This window comes from Cyanothece sp. BG0011 (genome assembly GCF_003013815.1).
Taxonomy (GTDB): domain Bacteria; phylum Cyanobacteriota; class Cyanobacteriia; order Cyanobacteriales; family Microcystaceae; genus Crocosphaera.
On the sequence record NZ_PRLH01000069.1, the window covers coordinates 1 to 18109 of the forward strand.

The following is an 18109-nucleotide window of genomic DNA, read 5'->3' on the forward strand; positions in this document are numbered from 1 at the left end:
ATGTACCCTTTCAAACTGTTTTTATTCTCTTTGGGGCCTTTATTGTTCTCTGTGGAATCGGTCATTTATTAGAGATTGTCACCCTTTGGTATCCTCTCTATTGGTTCTCAGGCCTAGAAAAAGCCCTCACTGCTTTGGTGTCGAGTTACACTGCCATAGAAATGGTGTTTTTGATTCCTACTTTTCTCTCGCTGAAAACCCCAGACCAATTAGAAACCCTTAACCAAGAACTACAAAAAGAAATTGATGAACGTCAAGAAATAGAAGATAAACTGCGTCATCTTAACACACAACTAGAAACCCAAGTCAAAGAAAGAACCCAAAAATTAAAAGAAACCCTAGGACGGGAAAAAGCCATTACTCGGGTAGTTCAACGGATGCGACAAACCCTTAATTTAGAGAAAATTTTTGCCACCACCACAGAAGAATTAAGACAAACTATTGCTTGTGAACGGGTTATCGTGTATCAATTTAATCGGGACTGGAGTGGTCAAGTGGTGGCCGAGTCGGTTTCTCAGGGATGGCCAGCATTAAATCTATTAACGACTCCACAGGAATTATTAATTACTGCAGCAGAAGAAAAATGCACCATTAACACGATTGAAGACACCCATTTACAAGAGTCTCAAGGAGAACCTTTTACGAAAAAAAATACCTATCGGGTGGTCTCTAATATTTATGAGGCCGGTTTTACGCCTTGTTATATTAACCTTCTCGAACAACTACAAGCCAAAGCTTATATTGTTGTGCCTATTTTTTGCAATCATCAACTCTGGGGGTTAATTTTAACCTATCAACTGTCGACCCCCCGTAACTGGGACGATGCAGCGATTCAAATTGTTCTACAAGTGGGACAACAGTTAGGAGTGGCCGTTCAACAAGCAGAATTATTTAAACAAACTCAACAGCAAGCAGAAGAGTTAAAAATAGCGAAAATTGCAGCGGAAAAAGCAAACCATGCTAAAAGTGAATTTTTGGCCAGTATGAGTCATGAATTAAGAACCCCTCTCAATGCGATTTTAGGATATGTGCAGTTAATGTTACGTTCAACGTCTCTATCCTTTGACCATCGCAATAATTTACAAATTATTAATGATAGTGGAGAACATCTTTTAGGATTAATTAATGATGTTCTACAAATGTCAAAAATTGAAGCGGGGCAAATTGTTCTCAATGAAACGGATTTTGATTTATATCACCTCTTCTATGAACTAGAAACTTTATTACAACTAAAAGCAGCCAGCAAACAACTTCAGTTATCTTTTATCCGTGACTGTACCGTTCCCCAATATATTAGAAGCGATGATAAAAAATTACGTCAGATTTTAATTAATATTATTGGCAATGCCATTAAATTTACCAAAAAAGGAGAAGTGACCGTTACGGTTTGGTGTCAAAGTCATCGGTTATTTTTTGCGGTCAAAGATACCGGCGAAGGCATAGAAAATGAGGCATTAGAAACCTTATTTTCTCCCTTTACTCAAGCCAAAGCAGGAATTAAGTCAGGAGAAGGAACTGGGTTAGGACTTCCCATTAGTGCTAAATTTATCAATCTGATGGGCGGAGAAATGACCGTTAACAGTGTGGTGGGAGAAGGGACAACCTTTACCTTTGATCTTCATTTTCGTCCTGCTATTGCTGCGATGAAAGATACCACTACAACTATCTTCCGGTATCCTGTGGCTTTAGCCCCAGATCAACCCCATTTCCGCATTTTAGTGGTAGAAGATAAGCTAACTAATCGAGATTTATTAGTGAAATTACTGAGGTTAGTGGGGTTTGAAGTTAAAGAAGCAAGCAATGGACAAGAAGCGATCGCCCTCTGGGACGCTTGGGAACCTCATTTAATCTGGATGGATATGCAAATGCCGGTTATGAATGGTTACGAAGCCACAAAACAGATTAAAGCCTCTCTCAGAGGACAAGCAACAGTCATCATTGCATTGACGGCCAGTGTTTTTGAAGAACAACGACAACAAGTTTTAGACTGTGGTTGCGACGATTTTGCAGCCAAACCCTTCCGATCTCAAGAAATTTTTGACAAAATGGCTCAATATTTAGGGGTTAACTATGTCTATGAAGAGTCTATGCCTACCCAAATGGAAGAAACTTCGGGAGATGAGCCATTGACTATCATCTCCGATGATCTCACTGTCATGCCGACTCAATGGATAACACAAATTCATCAACGGGCCCGTGAAGGGAATGATTTATCATTATTAGAATTACTCGAAGCCATTCCCCCAGAAGAAACCACTTTAAAAAAGGCTTTAAATGAATTAATAGAGAATTTTCAGTTTGATGACATTATCGAATTAAGTAAAAACCACGTTGTTTAACAACTTATTGTCTATTAAGATTGAGTAGTATTGATGAGAATTTGACACCCCTTCTTGTTTCTTAATTGCCCAAGTCCCTACATGGTTAATAACTATGTATAACTAAGATTTGGGTACGTTGACAATGTGTTGCCAAATCAAACAAGAGAAATTAATGACCCCTAACCCTCAAAATCCAAACATTTTACTTAAATGTACAACCGAACCAGTATCATTGAGTCTCAAAGATATTTTAATTGTTGATGATACTATCGAAAATCTACGAGTCTTATCGAGTATTTTAACGGAACAAGGCTATAACGTCCGTAAAGCAACAGGGGGTGCAATGGCTTTGAAAGTTGTAGAAACTTTGCCTCCTGATCTAATTCTGCTTGATATTATGATGGCTGATCTGAGTGGTTATGAGGTGTGTCAACAACTCAAAAAAAATCCTCGTACGGCTGATATTCCTGTTATTTTTTTGAGTGCTTTAGATGACGTTTTTGATAAGGTTAAAGCCTTTGAAATGGGAGGGGTTGATTATATTAGTAAACCCTTTCAGATGGAAGAGGTTTTAGTTAGGGTCAAAAACCAATTGGCCTTGAGAACTGCACAAAAGGAAGTTTCTCAATTAAATGCTCAACTAGAAAGCAAAGTCCAAGAAAGAACTCAGCAGTTACAAAATGCTAATACCAGACTGCAAGAAATGGCCTTATATGACTCTTTAACAGGATTAGGTAATCGGAATTTATTAATTGAACAATTAAAACAGTCTGTCAACCTCACTCAACTGGATAATAATTATCAGTTTGCTGTTTTATTTTTAGACTGCGATCGCTTTAAAATTGTTAACGACTCTTTAGGTCATTTAGTCGGTAATCTTCTCTTAAAAAAAATCAGTCAAGCCTTACAAAGCATTCTTAACAAAAATGATATTCTCGCCCGAATTGGAGGAGATGAATTTGCTATTTTATTAGCTGATCTGGCTGAATTTGAGCAAGGCACAAAAATAGCCCAAAATATTCTCAATTTACTCAAAAAACCTTTCTATTGCAACGGTCAGGAAATTTTTATTAATGTTAGCATCGGCATTGTCTTCAGTCACCCTGATTACAAAGATCCTGAAAATATAGTTCGAGATGCTGATATGGCCATGTATAAAGCCAAATCTTTAGGAAAAGGTCAATATCAAATTTTTACCCCCGAAATGTCTGATATCGCTCAACAATTATTAATCTTGCAAACAGACTTATATCGGGCTGTCCAACAAGAAGAATTTACTGTTTACTATCAACCTATTATTGATTTAAAGTATAATAAAATTGCAGGATTTGAAGCATTAATTCGCTGGATACATCCCCAAAAAGGCATCATTTCTCCTGGTGAATTTTTACCATTAGCAGAAGAAACGGGCTTAATTTGTGAAATTGGTAGTTGGGTGATGAAAGAAGCTTGTTCTCAGCTTTCTCGATGGCATAAACAAGGATTTACAGATTTAAAAATCTATATTAATTTAGCAGCACAACAATTAAATCAAAGTGATTTAGTGACAGAAATTGACGGAATTTTAACCGAAAATCAACTATCAACTAATTCCGTTAAATTAGAAATTACCGAAAGTTCGATGATGCAAGATTTACAAACCACTCAATTTTTATTAGGAGAATTATGGAAACGAGGCATTAAACTAAGTATTGATGATTTTGGTACGGGTTATTCTTCTTTAAGTCAACTACAAAATTTTCCAGTGAATACATTAAAAATTGATCGATCTTTTCTGAAAAATGTTGACGAAAATAGCGATAATTTAGGGTTAGTTCCTGTCATTTTAAGTATTGCTGAAGTGATGACCATGGATGTGGTAGCAGAAGGAATTGAAACCAGCGAACAATTAGAACAACTCCGCAAGTTGGGTTGTCATTTTGGTCAAGGGTTTTTCTTCGCTAAACCCTTAGATGTTGAAAGAGCAACTCAACTGATTCATGATAATCCTACCTGGTAACTGTTATATGTGAGGGAACAGGGAACGGGGAACAGGCAACAGTGGGTAATGTCTTAACCTTAATAGTGTTATCGAAGGACCAAGATGTGAATATGGCAAGGTAATTTAAGCTGTTTTCTAAAATACCTAACCTATTGAGCTATGTATCAATTAAGATAAAATTCAAGTAACTGTTGTTCTTATTTTAGTCATTATGTCTCCTAAGCGTAACCAATCAAAATCTATGGCCTATCAAGAGTTTGGCAATAATACCAACTCAGAAGCGTTAGAACGAGGTGTAGCGGACCTGCCACCACAGCAACAAAATATTAGAATACAGGCCACTCGTTCAGGACGCAAGGGAAAAACCGTGACAGTGATGACCGGGTTTCAACATTCTCCAGATAGTTTAAATAAGTTATTAAAACAGCTAAAAAATAAATGTGGCAGTGGAGGAACAATGAAAGATGATACTCTAGAAATTCAGGGAGATCATCGTGATAAGTTACTCGAAATTTTAGGAGATTTAGGTTACAAAGTTAAGATTAGTGGCGGTTAATCAGGTTACAAGTTTAATAATTGAGTCCAGGAATAGATAACTGTTTGACTTGACTTTTTTGCCTTTTTAGGCTGTAAGTAATGCTATTTTTATCAACTTTTTTCGTTAACATTTTGGTGACACATCTTCCTATATGATAAGCCATATTAACCGGAACGGCGTTACCAATTTGTCGGTATTGGGAAGTGATTGATCCCATAAATTCCCAGTTATCAGGAAAGGTTTGAATTCTCCCATATTCTCTTATGGTAAGGGGTCTAGTTTCAGTTGGGTGACATCTTTCGGTTTGGGTTTGTGCGGGACTACAAGTAATGGTTAAACAGGGTTCATCCCAGGATAATCGTTTCGCAAACCCGGTTCTTCCTCCTCCTTTATAAAAGCTATTTTTCATGTAATCTTTTTGCACTTCTAGTGGTAAGTTTTTCCAGTTTCCTCCTGGGGGAATTAATTCCATAATACTTTTTTTTCTATCGTTATATTCAACTCCTGGAGAGGTTGGACAGTTTTGTAATGCGTCTTTTAAAGAGATGGTATAGTTATTTTTTTTAGGGAAAATAGGGATAAGATTTAAGTCTTGACGACAAGCAATAATAATTAGGCGATCGCGTTTTTGGGGAACGTCTAAAAATTGTGCGCTAACCACTTCGTAATAAGCATCATAACCTAATTCTTTAAAGGTATTTAAAATAATTTCTAGGGTTTCACCTTTTTTATGGGATAAAAGTCCTCTCACATTTTCTGCTATGGCTATTTTAGGTTGAACTTCTGCTAAACAACGGGCAAATTTAAAAAATAAGGTTCCTCTGGTGTCTTCAAACCCTTTACCTTTTCCTGCATAACTAAAGGCTTGACAAGGAAACCCACCCGATACAATATCAATTTTTCCAGAATAAGTTTTAAAATCTATGTTACTGACATCTTCTTGTAAAACTGTCCAATTGGGTCTATTTTTTTGTAAAGTGTTAACGCAATCTTTTGATATTTCTACTAATAACTCATGGCGCAATCCAGCATTTTCTAAACCCAGTGCCATTCCGCCACATCCTGCAAATAATTCGATAGTTTTAAATTCAGTTTGTTCTAAAGATTTTAATATTTTAAATTCTATTTCTGTATGTTTTCCATTTAAGTTATTTTGAACTGATTTCAATAAATCTAAATTAAATAAGCGAATATTATTATTTTTTTCACCTTGTATTAATTTTTTTTTCTCCCAAGTCCGAAGCACATTAAAAGATATTCCTAAAATTTCTGAAGCTTCTTCTAAAGTAACTTTTTTCATAAGTTTATTTTGATATTATTGTATATGTAGGGTGGGCAATAGTGTTAATTAATTTTGTACAAAAACTTTTATATTTTAGCATTGCCCACCAGATGATTAGTGATAAAACAACTAATAACTAGGATAACCATTCTTGATCAAGTAACTGTTCAATAGAATAAGGACATTGTGAAGGAAAGTTTACTTTATTTTGAGTCTTTATTTTAACAAAACCTAGTGCATCTTGATAAATATTATTTAACTCTGCTTCTAAATAGTTACATAGATTTGTGGTTAATTTTCTTCTTAATTGTACCCTAAAAGTATAGATTTCACATTGCCAATGAGTTGAATTGTACTCTTTTTCTGCTTCCCAATACTGTAATAACAATAAATGACGAATAATTTGATCTAATAAACTAGCAACAGCATTCTTTTTTTCTCTTCCCAAGTCTTCTAACTCCTCAATTAAATTATCTAAATCTAAATTATTAAACTGCTTATTTCTGAGACGTTTAACCGTTTCTTCTAACCATTGATAATCATCAATTTCGTAGAGTTGCTTTAAATCAGTAACCGTTAACATAATTACCTGACCTGAAAAATAATTGTATCTTACTATTCTAACATCATAAATATTTTTGGGCTTAATATTATTAAGCCCCTACAGGAATATTAAACCTCTACAATAACTGCTCGCTGTTCACTGGTAACTAATTTTAACTTTGACACATTGTCTTTTGACAAACTTGAAAAGTTTTGTCATAGTTCTTATTCAAGAAAAACTTGAATAATTCAGTCTAACCTATGAATTTTGGTGTGAAGAGGCAATACTGCTGGCTAATTACAGCAGTCAGTTTAATCTGTCTAGATACTTTTTTATCTCCTGTCAAAGCAGAAATAAGTAAAGTAAAACAGGAGATAAATAAGGTTAGTTTTAACTATGAACCCCTGACTAATACCTGGAATTATCAGGACTTACAAAAAAAGATTGAAAAAGAAAAAACAATAGAATTACTGATAGCTGATTTTAATTTGCTTAATTCATCAGAATTAGTGCCTGATCAGACAATTAAACTCGATGATCGGACAGAGCAATATGAAATTTTAAGCAGTTATATATTGCCAAAATTTAAGAACCCAACTGCTCACACAAAACAGATTGCTAACCCCAATGAAATTGAGAAGAATATTGCTACAAAATCTGTCAATTCTTTCGACAAAAAACGACAAGGAAATACAGATTTTCTTTTAGCCGATGAACCCTTACCTCCTTCGCAACAAGGACTTTTTTGGAACCCTGCACGTCCCGATAGTCATGCACCCATCGCGGTTATGGGGGAACATATTCATAGTGAAGGAGAAATCATGGTTTCTTATCGCTATATGTTAATGGAAATGGAAGGCAGTCTTGTGGGAGTCGATGATATTAGTAATGAAAAAATATTAGAGCAATATCCTGTTACTCCCACTCGCATGACTATGCAAATGCATATGTTTGGCATGATGTACGGTATCACCAACAATTTAACCTTGATGGCCATGTTGCCTTATGTGGTCAAAGATATGGACCATATTACTCGCATGAATACCAGTTTTAATACTGATTCTGAAGGGATCGGAGATATTAAAGTCACTGGTTTATACCAAGTTTTGAATGAAAATCGACAAAGAATTCATTTCAACGCAGGGGTTAGCTTTCCGACTGGTTCTATTGAAGCACGCGATCGCACTCCCGCCGGACCCGATCAACTGTTACCTTATCCGATGCAACTGGGATCAGGAACCCTCGATCTCCATCCAGGGATCACTTATTTAGGACAAACCGATGAATGGTCTTGGGGATCTCAGATTATTGGAACCCTTCGGTTAGGGACAAATAGTAATAGTTATAAATTTGGCGATCAAATTATGGTAACGGCCTGGGGTGCTAGAAAATGGAGTGATTGGGCCAGCACGTCTCTACGAATTAAAGGTAAAAATTGGGGCAATATTAGTGGACAAGATACCCGTCTTAATCCTAATATCGTTCCCACTGCTGATCCCACTCGACGGGGAGGAACTCAAATCGATATCGGTTTTGGACTGAATCTTTTTGTCCCGGAAGGAGACTTAAGAAGTGGTCGTTTAGCTATTGAATTTGAGTTACCTATTTATCGCGCTCTTCAAGGACCACAATTAGAAACCGATTGGCAATTAACCGCAGGTTTACAGTTTTCATTTTAAAGGGGTTAAATCTTAAATCAACATAAAACAATTTTGAGACAAAATTAAGATAACTTTGACAAGTTGTCTTTTGATTTCTCAGAAACCTTGTGTTAGCTTGTAAGCGAAATTTTCTCAATTTTCATTCTATGAAAAATAAAAAAATTCACTTTTCATTTTTCACCAAGTCCTTCAGTTATCTCAGCATCGCTTGTGCAACGGCGTTAGCATTGGTAACAAATATAAACCCAGAAGCTAAGGCTGCTGTTATCGAATTTGATTCAGGTATTTATGGGGGTTCTAATCCTAATACTTGTACACCTCAATTGCCTGATATGGGTGGAAAATGTTTTATCGAAGATGGCTTTAATGTTGAAGCCTTTTCTGCTCAAAATATAGGAAGTGCTACCGCTTTTTATAGTGATGGCGCACATTTCCATGCTAGTAACTCCTACGAAGCACAACATTTTAGTGAGGTTGATCGCCTCTTAGGAATTTATTTAACTTTAGTTGATGGTGATCCTTTTTCTTTAAAAAGTTTAGACTATCAATTAAGGGAGAATACCCGTGCTATTTCTGGTTATTCAACCGATGATACTAAAATTTTAATTAGTAGAACCTTTGATCCAAATCAACCGGTTTCAGGACAGTTTACAGAGTATTCTCTCGGTAGTAATCTCCCTTCGATGTTTCAGACTTTAAACTTTTCGGAATTTGAGGATATTACTCAAGTTTATATTGCCAGTTCAGGAGATGTAAACTTTGATAATATTACCACTAATACTATTCCTGAATCTAGCACTTTAGTGGGATTATTAGCTCTGGGAACTATGGGTTTTTGTTTGAGACGAAAAGAAAGCCAAAGATAGAGACTTAATTGCTACCTTTGACCGATATAACAGTAATATAATGACAGTTTAACAGCAGTAGGGGTCAACATTATCTGTTGACTCCTATTGTTATTTCAAATAGAATCAATATTATTAATAATAAAGGTCAAAAAAATCTCGGCTCTTGATATTAATAACTGAGCATCAGACTCACTAATATTAGGATCAATATTATAATCACCACGATTGCGCTGTGCTTGAGCATCAATGAGATAACGATGATAATATTTAGGAATACGATTATTTTTAGCAAAGCGTTCACCCAAAGCTGAAATGACTGCGGAATGCTTTGAAAAAGATAATCCTTCTCCTTCTAATAAAGCAGATGCTCCATAAAACATAGCATAATAGGCACGGGACACAGCAAATTCATAGAACCCTTCTTGCTTTAAAGTTTTTGCTGCTTCTAAACTGCGATTCGCTTTAGTTAAAAGTCCCTGTTGTTCTGGAGTCATAAGACAATTCCATCTTTATGAATATTGCGAACAAAAGGACTATTCTCTGAAATTAAACGTTGTTGCTCAATAAATGAACGAGAAATTAATGTATTGTATTTAAGAGACAAATCAGCTATCATTTGACTGGTTTTTTCAAGCTCTTCAGAATAATTAAAAGGTTGTTTGAGAACAATTAAAATATCAACATCCGAATCAATCTGTGCTTCTCCTTTTGCTTGAGAACCATAAAGAATAATCTGAGATAATTTTTCTTGGTAAATCTTTTTAATTTCTCTCGATAATTCTTTTAATATAGTTTTAAGTTGTGGGTTAACTAAGATAGCCATATTCGTTAAGTTCTTAATATTAATCGTAATATAACGACAGTTTAACAGCAGTAGGGGTCAACGGCCGTTGACCCCTACAAATAACGATGATGTTACTGAGATTTAACGACCCCCAACGGTTATTTTATCTACTTTTAAGTGAGGTTGACCAACGGTAACATAAATACTGCCACTAACGGAACCACAAAATCCTGGGGCCAGTCCTAAATCTTGAGAACACATGGATATTTCGTTCATAATATCCTTAGCAGTTCCGATCAAGGTTGCACCCTTTAACGGTTTAGTGACTTTGCCATTTTCGATTAAATAAGCTTCAGAAACGGAGAAATTAAACTCGCCGGTTGCGCCAACACTTCCCCCACCCATTTGCTTACAATAAATACCTTTATCCACCGAAGCAAAAAGATCATCGATAGAAGCGTCACCAGGGGCAATATAAGTATTACGCATCCGAGACGCTGCTGCATAGGCATAACTTTGACGACGGCCGCTACCGGTGCGAGGATGGCCCGTACGCATCGATCCCGTGCGATCGCTGATAAAGTTCTTTAAGATGCCATTTTCAATCAATAAGGTGCGTTGGGTGGGCATTCCTTCATCATCCATATCAATGGTTCCAAAGGCGTTATCGGAACGGCCTTCATCCCAAGCGGTCAAGTTTTCATGGGCGATTTTTTCCCCTTTTTTGTCCATAAACGGGGTAGTTTTATGTTCGATTTGGGTGGTTTCTAAGAGATGGCCACACGCTTCGTGGAAAATGACCCCACCGAACTCATTCGCCATGATAATGGGGTAATTTCCGGACTCGACAAAGTCAGCATAGAGCATTTTTCCGGCGGACTCGGCCACCCCTTCGGCCGCTGTTTCATAATCCCATTGACGCAAGAAACCGGGGTCACTGGTATCTCCAAACCGTTTCCCGATAGAGGTGCGATGATCTCCATCTGCACAAAATAGGGAGTAACCCACCGACTGAGTGAGGCGAATATCTCGGGCAAAGGTACCATCACTGGCTGCCACTAATACTTCTTGCCAGTCTCTAAAATACATGGCCCGACGGGACTGGATATGGTTGGCTTTTTGGGCTAGTTTACCATTGGCCTGTAATAAGGTGTGGCCCATTTCTTCAATAGAACTACATTGAGGTAACCAAATTTCCTTATCTTTGATGGCTGCGTAATCTCTGAATAATTCTAGGTTAATTTCTGGGATGTAGGCGTTAGGGGAGGGCAAGGTTAAGCCTAAGATAGATAAGCCCTTTTCTAAGGCAGTTTTTAGCCCCTGGAATGAGAGATCATTGGTACTGACATAACAATCGGCTTTTCCTTTAAAAATGCGGATTCCTGCCCCTGTGGATAAACGCGGGGAAATGCTAGTTATCGCGTCTTCTTCAGCTAAACAGCTAATATAGTTAACCCGTTCGAGGAAAAATTCTAAAAAGTCGGCCCCGGCTGCCCTTCCTAACCCTAAAAGGGTGGAGAGGGGATCTTGCCAACTCGCGTCAAAGCGATCGCGACTTGACTCGTAACTTAATTGAGGTAATTCTTTGGAGATTAACAACGTTGCTGTCATAAGATAGTATCCTTAACTGGGTTTCGATATCGTAGCGTTTGGCTTTATTCTTTATTCTATCCTTTGTCACTGGTGAAATCAGAAGGGGGGCGATCGCTACTCCAGGCCCACCAAGCTTGTTCACATTCGCACAGATAAAATTCTTGCCATCTGCGAACATAGTCTTCAGTGATCACTGGGGCCCGTCGATTGATCCAAGCGTTTTGCGCTTGATTGGCACTAGCATGACAACGAGGGCAACAAAATTGTAATCCATGAACCGCGTTTTCTGTCCAGTCAGGGGGAGTCGGGCTAAAGGCATCCATTGTAATGTTATGATGGCATTAAAAAACCATTAAAAATTATCGTTTGTTTGTTATCTTAGCATCTGTTTCGTAAAAGTTTGTTAATTAAGTCTCCCAGGTAAAAGGGGTTGTTGTCAGGGAAATTTAGACTCAGTCTCTTCAACAATTACTTTTCAACGAAGATTACACCATCAATTTTTAATATTAATTATTAATAAAGCTAATCCGTAAATAAAGTTGATCTTTCTGTTTATATCTTCTGTCAGCTTAAGGTAAAAAAGGGTAAATTCTCGTTTTTCATGTTAATAGTGACAATCATGTAACCATAAGTTATAACGGAGTTACTTTATCTATCCCTAGCTTAAATCCATAAATTTTATTCATTTACTGATTTGATCAGTTGAAAAATAACCCCCTATTTTTGAATTTTGATTATGAGTGATAAATCTGTCAGGATTAATATTAACCCAGAAACTTGGCAAAAGTTAAATCAATATTGTCAAGCATCAGGACAGGTTGAATCAGACGTTTTAGAACAATTAATTTCCTTACTGGATCAACCTTCAATTCTAGAAAACTCTGATAAACTTCAACAATCTCAGCATCAAATAGAACAAGAACTAAAAGAAAAAACCGCTTTTTTACAATTAGTTTTAGATAATATTCCTCAATTAATTTTTTGGAAAGATACTCAATCGGTTTTTCTTGGTTGTAATCGTTTATGGGCAAAAGCTGCTGGATTTATTGAACCTAAACAAGTGGTCGGTAAAACGGATTATGATATTTATCATGATCCGAATAATCAACATTTAGATCCCCCAACTCAACATCTTAGTTATTATCGAGAACAGGATCTTCGTGTCATAGAAACAGGAGAACCTCAATTAAATTTTGTTGAACAGAAACGTAATCCAGAAGGTCAAGAAGTTTGGTATAACACTAATAAAATTCCTATCAAAGATAGTGAGGAAAATATTGTCGGTATTTTGGGAACAATTGAAAATATTACTGAGCAAAAATTAGTCGAACGGGCATTATTTGAAGAAAAAGAATTAGCGAAAATCACCCTAAATTGCATTGGCGAAGCTGTGATTACAACTAATTCGGAAGGAAGGATTCAAGATTTTAATCCTATGGCTCAACAACTAACAGGCTATAGCATTCAAGAAGCTATCTATCAAAGAATTTCTAACATTTTTACCCTCATAGATGACAGAGGAAATAGTCAGGAAAATCCCATGGATGAAATGCTAAAAAATAGTCAAAATCAGCGAGAAAGGCGAACGGGAATTTTACAGAATAAAAATGGAGAACGATATGAAATTGATATGGTTATTACACTGATTCGAGGTCAAAATCATCAAATTTTAGGGGCTGTTTTAATCTTTCGTGACGTAACTCAAGCCTTACAATTAGCTCATCAATTATCCTGGGAAGCCAGTCATGATACTTTAACAGGGTTAGTTAATCGCAGAGAATTAGAAAAACAATTAACCTTGGCAATAGAAAGTTATAAAAACGAAGCAATTGAATATATTTTATGTTATTTAGATTTAGATAGATTCAAAATTATTAATGATACCTGTGGTCATTTTGCCGGGGATGAATTATTAAAACAAGTGACTAATTTATTACAAACAAGAGTTCGTAGTAGTGATATTTTAGCTAGGTTGGGGGGAGACGAATTTGCTTTATTACTTAAAGGATGTTCTCTCGAAAAAGCCGAAACTATTGCCGATAACTTGAGACAATTAATTAAGAATTTTAGATTTACTTGGGATAATAAAATCTTTTCCGTTGGGGTTAGTATAGGAATCGTCTCTATTAATCAAGAAATTCAAACCATTACATCTGTAATTAATACAGCAGACGTTGCTTGTCGTACCGCTAAAAGTCGGGGTAGAAACTGTGTTTATGTTTATCAACCCAGTGATAGTAAAGTAATAGAAGAAATTGGTAAAAGTCAATGGATTATTAAATTAAATCAGGCACTAACTGACAACTCTTTTCGTCTTTATTCTCAAAAAATCATTTCTCTTCAATCTTCCGAAAAAGTTTACCATGAGATTTTATTAAGATTAGCAGATGAGTCAGGAAATTTAATTTCTCCATTAGCATTTATTCCTTCTGCTGAACGCTATAATTTAATGGCAGACATCGATCAATGGGTGATTAGTAACTTTTTAAAAGTTTATAGTGAAGCTTCTAAAACACAGTCTAATCATTTATATACTATTAATTTATCAGCTATTAGTTTAAAAAATAACCAACTTTGTGATTTTATAGGAGAAAGATTATCTTGCTATAATGTCAATCCTCAACATTTATGTTTTGAAATTACAGAAACCACAGCTATTACTAATCTTAGTCAAACCATTAAACTCATTGAAGAAATTAAAGAATTAGGTTGTTATTTCGCTATCGATGATTTTGGGAGTGGAATGATTTCTTTATCCTATCTTAGAAATTTACCTGTTGATTATTTAAAAATTGATGGAAGTTTTGTTAAACATTTAGTCAACAATTCAATTAATCATTGTTTAGTTGATTGTTTTCATCGTATTGCTAACGTTATGAATATGGAAACCATCGCTGAATGGGTTGAAACTCAAGAAATATTAGATATTTTACAAGAAATAGGAGTTGATTATGCTCAAGGATATGCTATCGAAAGACCCATTCCTTTATCGTTTTAATTGTATTTAATTAGCTCTTATAGAATAAAATTATTAACTTATATAATAGCAATTTTATAGAAAATTTGCTATAGTTTTAATAGTTAAATATGAACTATATAAACATTTTATGGTTAATAATGCTTCATTAATAATGACAAGTGGAAAAATAATATTTCTGATACTGTGGTTACTGTTAGTCGCCCTACAAATTGAAGCATTTGCTAACTCTCTAAATAACACTGAATTAAAACCAGAAAAAGATCGTAATAATTCTAGGGTCAAAACCAATTCTGAAGAGACAAAAACCATCGAAAATTGTCCTCTAAAACTTTCCAATAAAGCTAATTTATCAAACTCAAATATTTTAGTCTCTTTAACCGTTGAAAAAAAAATAATTCATATTAATTTAGTTGGAAATACTGCTTTTACCACAGAGGAAATTTTACAAGTTCCAGAAATAAAAACTCTAATTCAACTTTATCAAGAAAAAACCTTAAATTTAGAAACCTTTAATCAAGTTTATCAAACCTTAGCCGATAGCATTACTAACTATTATTTAAGAGAAGGTTATATTACCTCAAAAGCAACCATCAATCCTTTATCTAATATTGAGGAAAATTCAGAAGAAACAATTATCATTATTGAAGGAAATCTGGCTGAATTACAATTAATTGGTAGAGATAATTTACACCTAGCTTATCTTTGCGATCGCCTTCTTTTAGGAATTACCTCACCTCTTAATATTACTCAGTTAGAAAAACAGTTAAAATTGCTTTCTTTTAAGCCAATTTTAGAGAGTATTGACGCTCAAGTTAAAGCCTCGGGGAAAGTAGGATTAAGTATTATAGTTGTGACCATAAAAGAAACTGATTCATGGCAATTTGGTCTAGGAATTGATAACTTTTCTCCTCCAAGTATTGGCTCAAATCGGACGGGAACTTTTGTACAAAATAACAATTTAACAGGGTGGGGAGATAACATTTCCTTGTCTTATTATCGCTCAACTACGGATGGAGGAAATACCCTTGATACTATCTATCAACTCCCTTTAAATCCTCAGGAAGGAACCCTACAAATTCGAGTGATTCCGACGGGGACAAGAATTACACAAGATCCTTTAGATGACTTTAATATTACCGGCAATAAACAAGTTTATGAAATGACTTTTCGTCAACCTTTATGGCGCGATTTATCCGATGAATTTGCTTTATCTGTGGGGTTTCGTTATCAAAATGGTCAAACCTTAATTAATGGAGAAGTTGCACCCATTGAAAACGCGAGAAATCGCTCCACAATCTTACAATTTGGACAAGATTACTTAAGTCGAGATCAACAAGGATTTTGGTTCTTACGCTCTCAATTTAACTGGGGAGTTGACTTATTTGATGCTACCATTCGCTCAGGTTCAACCCCCGATAGTCGCTTTTTTAGCTGGTTATTTCAAGGACAAAGAGTACAACGATGGGATGATAATCACTTGATGATTATTCGAGGAGAATTACAATTAACGCCTGATCCTTTATTACCGGATCAATGGTTTATTATAGGGGGAGCAGAATCCGTTAGAGGGTATCGACAAAATATTAGATTTGGAGATAATGGCTTTAGATTATCCATAGAAGATAGAATTACAATTATAAGTAATAATGTTAATCAATCCAGTTTAGAAATTGCTCCTTTTCTGGATATGGGATCAGTCTGGTTTGCAACAGAAAATGATAATTCACAGAATAAAAAGTTTATCATGGGAACGGGACTCGGATTAATTTGGAATGATGCTGCTACCATTGAAGGGTTAACCCTACGTTTAGATTATGGTATTCCTCTAATTCCTTTACCCCATTTCAGCAACAATCTACAAGAAAAAGGCTTATATTTTCAAATTAATTATTCTCCTTAAGTGTTAGCAGAAAAGTAAAGTTACTATGAAACCAGGAGTGAGGAGACCATGAACTTAATAAAAATAACAAATTATTGGATCTTTATTTTGATAGGGTTAACAGAAATTAATCATATCAATCCTATTTTAAGTCAGTCCATTACCCCGGCCAATGATGGCACCGGAACTATTGTTAATCAAGAGGGGAATCAATTTAATATTGAAGGGGGAACACTATCAGGAGATGGGACAAATCTTTTCCATAGTTTAGAAAAATTTGGACTGAATAAAGAGCAAATTGTGAACTTTTTAGCTAATCCACAAATTCGTAACATTTTAACCCGAATCGTTGGGGGTGAGGCTTCAATTATTAATGGTTTGATTACCATAACCGGTGGTAACCCTAATCTATTTTTAATGAATCCTGCCGGGATGGTTTTTGGTCCGAATATTCAGCTTAATTTACCGGCTGATTTTACTGCTACAACGGCCACCGGTATAGGCTTTAATAATAATCATTGGTTCAATGTCATAGGAACAAATAATTATCAAGGGTTAAACAGTGATCCCTCTCAATTTGCCTTTGATTTAACCCAGTCCGGTCATATTATCAATACCGGTCATTTAACCGTTGCAGAGGGTCATAACCTCACCCTAATGGGAAACACTATTGTTAATACGGGAACCCTAAAAGCACCAGGGGGAAATATTACCATTGCAGCTATCCCAGGAACTAACCGCATTAGGATTTCTCAACCCGGAAGTCTGATCAGTTTAGAAATTACTGCACCGAGGGAAACCAATCCCGAATTATTAAATATTAAACCCCAAGATTTACCGACCTTACTAACAGAAGGAAGTCAAACCTTAGACTTAAATATTAGTGCCAATAACGATCAAAGTATTCAATTAACCCAAAACAATGCTAACCTTCCGAACACACCAGCAACCCTAATCACATCGGGAACCATAGACGCATCTTCTTCTGGTGGAGTTGGGGGTAATGTTACCCTAACCGGCGATCGCATTGCAGTCATAGATGCTCATATTGATGCATCAGGAAACACCGGAGGGGGAACCCTCAGAGTGGGAGGAGATTATCGAGGACAAACAACCCTTCCCACCGCTCAACGCACCCTCATTAACTCAGGTTCAACCCTTCGCAACGATAGTATTAATTGGGGTGATGGGGGTCAAGTCACGGTTTGGTCAGAGGAGATCACAGGATTTTATGGCAATATTAGCACTCAAGGAGGCAATCTTTCAGGGAATGGGGGATTTGTAGAAGTTTCGGGAAAACAACAGCTAATTTTCCAAGGAACTGTAGACACCAGTGCCATTAATGGTGCGTTTGGCACGCTGTTATTAGATCCGCTCAATATTGTGATTAAAAATGGTGAGGGGGATAGTGCAACCGATGGAATAGATAGCTTTGCCGGCAATAATAACGGTCAAATTGGACAAATCTTAAGGGATGATAGGCCCAATAATACGATAATTTTTGAGTCAGAATTAGAAGGGTTATCCGGAGATACGAATATTATTCTCGAAGCTGACAACAATATCACCATTGAAGATTTATCCGATAATGCTTTAACCTTTCAACCCGGTTCAGGAAGTATTATTTTTCGAGCGAATACCGATGCACTTGCTTTAGGCAGTTTCACCATGAGTCCTGATGATAGCATTATTGCGCCA

14 protein-coding genes are annotated in these 18109 nt (G+C 36.0%); 8 read left to right on the plus strand and 6 right to left on the minus strand.

Annotation, left to right across the window (positions count from 1 at the left end; genetic code table 11):
• From C4E06_RS09815 to C4E06_RS09825, 3 genes are all read left to right on the plus strand, one after another.
• Nucleotides 1-2339: GAF domain-containing hybrid sensor histidine kinase/response regulator (locus tag C4E06_RS09815; protein ID WP_107667908.1), on the plus strand; the 2339-nt coding region annotated here is incomplete at its 5' end.
• 154 nt (nucleotides 2340-2493) lie between these two features.
• Nucleotides 2494-4320 carry a GGDEF domain-containing response regulator gene (locus C4E06_RS09820; protein ID WP_107667909.1) on the plus strand — a complete coding sequence of 609 codons (1827 nt, stop codon included), beginning with the start codon at nucleotides 2494-2496 and terminating at the stop codon, nucleotides 4318-4320.
• Nucleotides 4321-4513: 193 nt separating this feature from the next.
• Nucleotides 4514-4858: a translation initiation factor gene (locus C4E06_RS09825; protein ID WP_107667910.1), complete on the plus strand. Its 345-nt coding sequence runs from the start codon at nucleotides 4514-4516 to the stop codon at nucleotides 4856-4858.
• A 13-nt stretch (nucleotides 4859-4871) separates the two neighbouring features.
• Here the strand turns inward: C4E06_RS09825 and C4E06_RS09830 are convergent, their stop codons facing one another.
• Nucleotides 4872-6140, minus strand: coding sequence for a DNA cytosine methyltransferase (locus tag C4E06_RS09830; protein WP_107667911.1), 1269 nt, complete (start codon nucleotides 6138-6140; stop codon nucleotides 4872-4874).
• A 118-nt stretch (nucleotides 6141-6258) separates the two neighbouring features.
• Nucleotides 6259-6705 carry a DUF29 domain-containing protein gene (locus tag C4E06_RS09835; protein WP_107667912.1) on the minus strand — a complete coding sequence of 149 codons (447 nt, stop codon included), beginning with the start codon at nucleotides 6703-6705 and terminating at the stop codon, nucleotides 6259-6261.
• A 221-nt stretch (nucleotides 6706-6926) separates the two neighbouring features.
• On the opposite strand from C4E06_RS09835, the gene C4E06_RS09840 reads away from it, so the two are divergent.
• Together C4E06_RS09840 and C4E06_RS09845 are read left to right on the plus strand one after the other, a co-directional pair.
• The gene (locus C4E06_RS09840) at nucleotides 6927-8345 is read left to right on the plus strand and encodes a hypothetical protein (protein WP_107667913.1); all 1419 of its coding nucleotides are present in this window, start codon (nucleotides 6927-6929) and stop codon (nucleotides 8343-8345) included.
• A gap of 128 nt (nucleotides 8346-8473) precedes the next feature.
• Nucleotides 8474-9193 carry a PEP-CTERM sorting domain-containing protein gene (locus C4E06_RS09845; RefSeq protein ID WP_107667914.1) on the plus strand — a complete coding sequence of 240 codons (720 nt, stop codon included), beginning with the start codon at nucleotides 8474-8476 and terminating at the stop codon, nucleotides 9191-9193.
• A gap of 95 nt (nucleotides 9194-9288) precedes the next feature.
• Here C4E06_RS09845 and C4E06_RS09850 read toward each other — a convergent pair whose 3' ends face one another.
• The 4 genes from C4E06_RS09850 to C4E06_RS09865 all read right to left on the minus strand — a co-directional run bounded on the left by C4E06_RS09850 (nucleotide 9289) and on the right by C4E06_RS09865 (nucleotide 11875).
• On the minus strand, nucleotides 9289-9669 hold the full coding sequence (locus C4E06_RS09850) for a HEPN domain-containing protein (RefSeq protein WP_107667915.1): 381 nt from the start codon (nucleotides 9667-9669) through the stop codon (nucleotides 9289-9291).
• Nucleotides 9666-9998, minus strand: coding sequence for a nucleotidyltransferase domain-containing protein (locus C4E06_RS09855; protein WP_107667916.1), 333 nt, complete (start codon nucleotides 9996-9998; stop codon nucleotides 9666-9668). Before C4E06_RS09855 ends, C4E06_RS09850 begins: the two co-directional genes overlap by 4 nt.
• A 102-nt stretch (nucleotides 9999-10100) precedes the next feature.
• A complete protein-coding gene (locus tag C4E06_RS09860) occupies nucleotides 10101-11570 on the minus strand; it encodes a TldD/PmbA family protein (RefSeq protein ID WP_107667917.1) in 1470 nt (489 codons plus the stop codon).
• A gap of 56 nt (nucleotides 11571-11626) precedes the next feature.
• Complete coding sequence (locus C4E06_RS09865; RefSeq protein ID WP_107667918.1) at nucleotides 11627-11875, minus strand: hypothetical protein; 249 nt, start codon at nucleotides 11873-11875, stop codon at nucleotides 11627-11629.
• 413 nt (nucleotides 11876-12288) lie between these two features.
• On the opposite strand from C4E06_RS09865, the gene C4E06_RS09870 reads away from it, so the two are divergent.
• From C4E06_RS09870 to C4E06_RS09880, 3 genes are all read left to right on the plus strand, one after another.
• Nucleotides 12289-14550, plus strand: a complete 2262-nt coding sequence (locus C4E06_RS09870) for an EAL domain-containing protein (protein ID WP_107667919.1) — start codon at nucleotides 12289-12291, stop codon at nucleotides 14548-14550.
• A 133-nt stretch (nucleotides 14551-14683) separates the two neighbouring features.
• On the plus strand, nucleotides 14684-16432 hold the full coding sequence (locus tag C4E06_RS09875) for a ShlB/FhaC/HecB family hemolysin secretion/activation protein (protein ID WP_198648495.1): 1749 nt from the start codon (nucleotides 14684-14686) through the stop codon (nucleotides 16430-16432).
• Nucleotides 16433-16480: 48 nt separating this feature from the next.
• The coding region (locus C4E06_RS09880; protein WP_157951137.1) for a filamentous hemagglutinin N-terminal domain-containing protein at nucleotides 16481-18109 on the plus strand (1629 nt) is incomplete at its 3' end.

Coding starts and splice junctions, on each gene's coding strand:
- C4E06_RS09820 (WP_107667909.1), top strand. CDS start 2,494: ATGACCCCTAACCCTCAAAATCCAAACATTTTACTTAAATGTACAACC.
- C4E06_RS09830 (WP_107667911.1), bottom strand. CDS start 6,140: ATGAAAAAAGTTACTTTAGAAGAAGCTTCAGAAATTTTAGGAATATCT.
- C4E06_RS09855 (WP_107667916.1), bottom strand. CDS start 9,998: ATGGCTATCTTAGTTAACCCACAACTTAAAACTATATTAAAAGAATTA.
- C4E06_RS09860 (WP_107667917.1), bottom strand. CDS start 11,570: ATGACAGCAACGTTGTTAATCTCCAAAGAATTACCTCAATTAAGTTAC.
- C4E06_RS09845 (WP_107667914.1), top strand. CDS start 8,474: ATGAAAAATAAAAAAATTCACTTTTCATTTTTCACCAAGTCCTTCAGT.
- C4E06_RS09865 (WP_107667918.1), bottom strand. CDS start 11,875: ATGGATGCCTTTAGCCCGACTCCCCCTGACTGGACAGAAAACGCGGTT.
- C4E06_RS09835 (WP_107667912.1), bottom strand. CDS start 6,705: ATGTTAACGGTTACTGATTTAAAGCAACTCTACGAAATTGATGATTAT.
- C4E06_RS09875 (WP_198648495.1), top strand. CDS start 14,684: ATGACAAGTGGAAAAATAATATTTCTGATACTGTGGTTACTGTTAGTC.
- C4E06_RS09870 (WP_107667919.1), top strand. CDS start 12,289: ATGAGTGATAAATCTGTCAGGATTAATATTAACCCAGAAACTTGGCAA.
- C4E06_RS09850 (WP_107667915.1), bottom strand. CDS start 9,669: ATGACTCCAGAACAACAGGGACTTTTAACTAAAGCGAATCGCAGTTTA.
- C4E06_RS09825 (WP_107667910.1), top strand. CDS start 4,514: ATGTCTCCTAAGCGTAACCAATCAAAATCTATGGCCTATCAAGAGTTT.
- C4E06_RS09840 (WP_107667913.1), top strand. CDS start 6,927: ATGAATTTTGGTGTGAAGAGGCAATACTGCTGGCTAATTACAGCAGTC.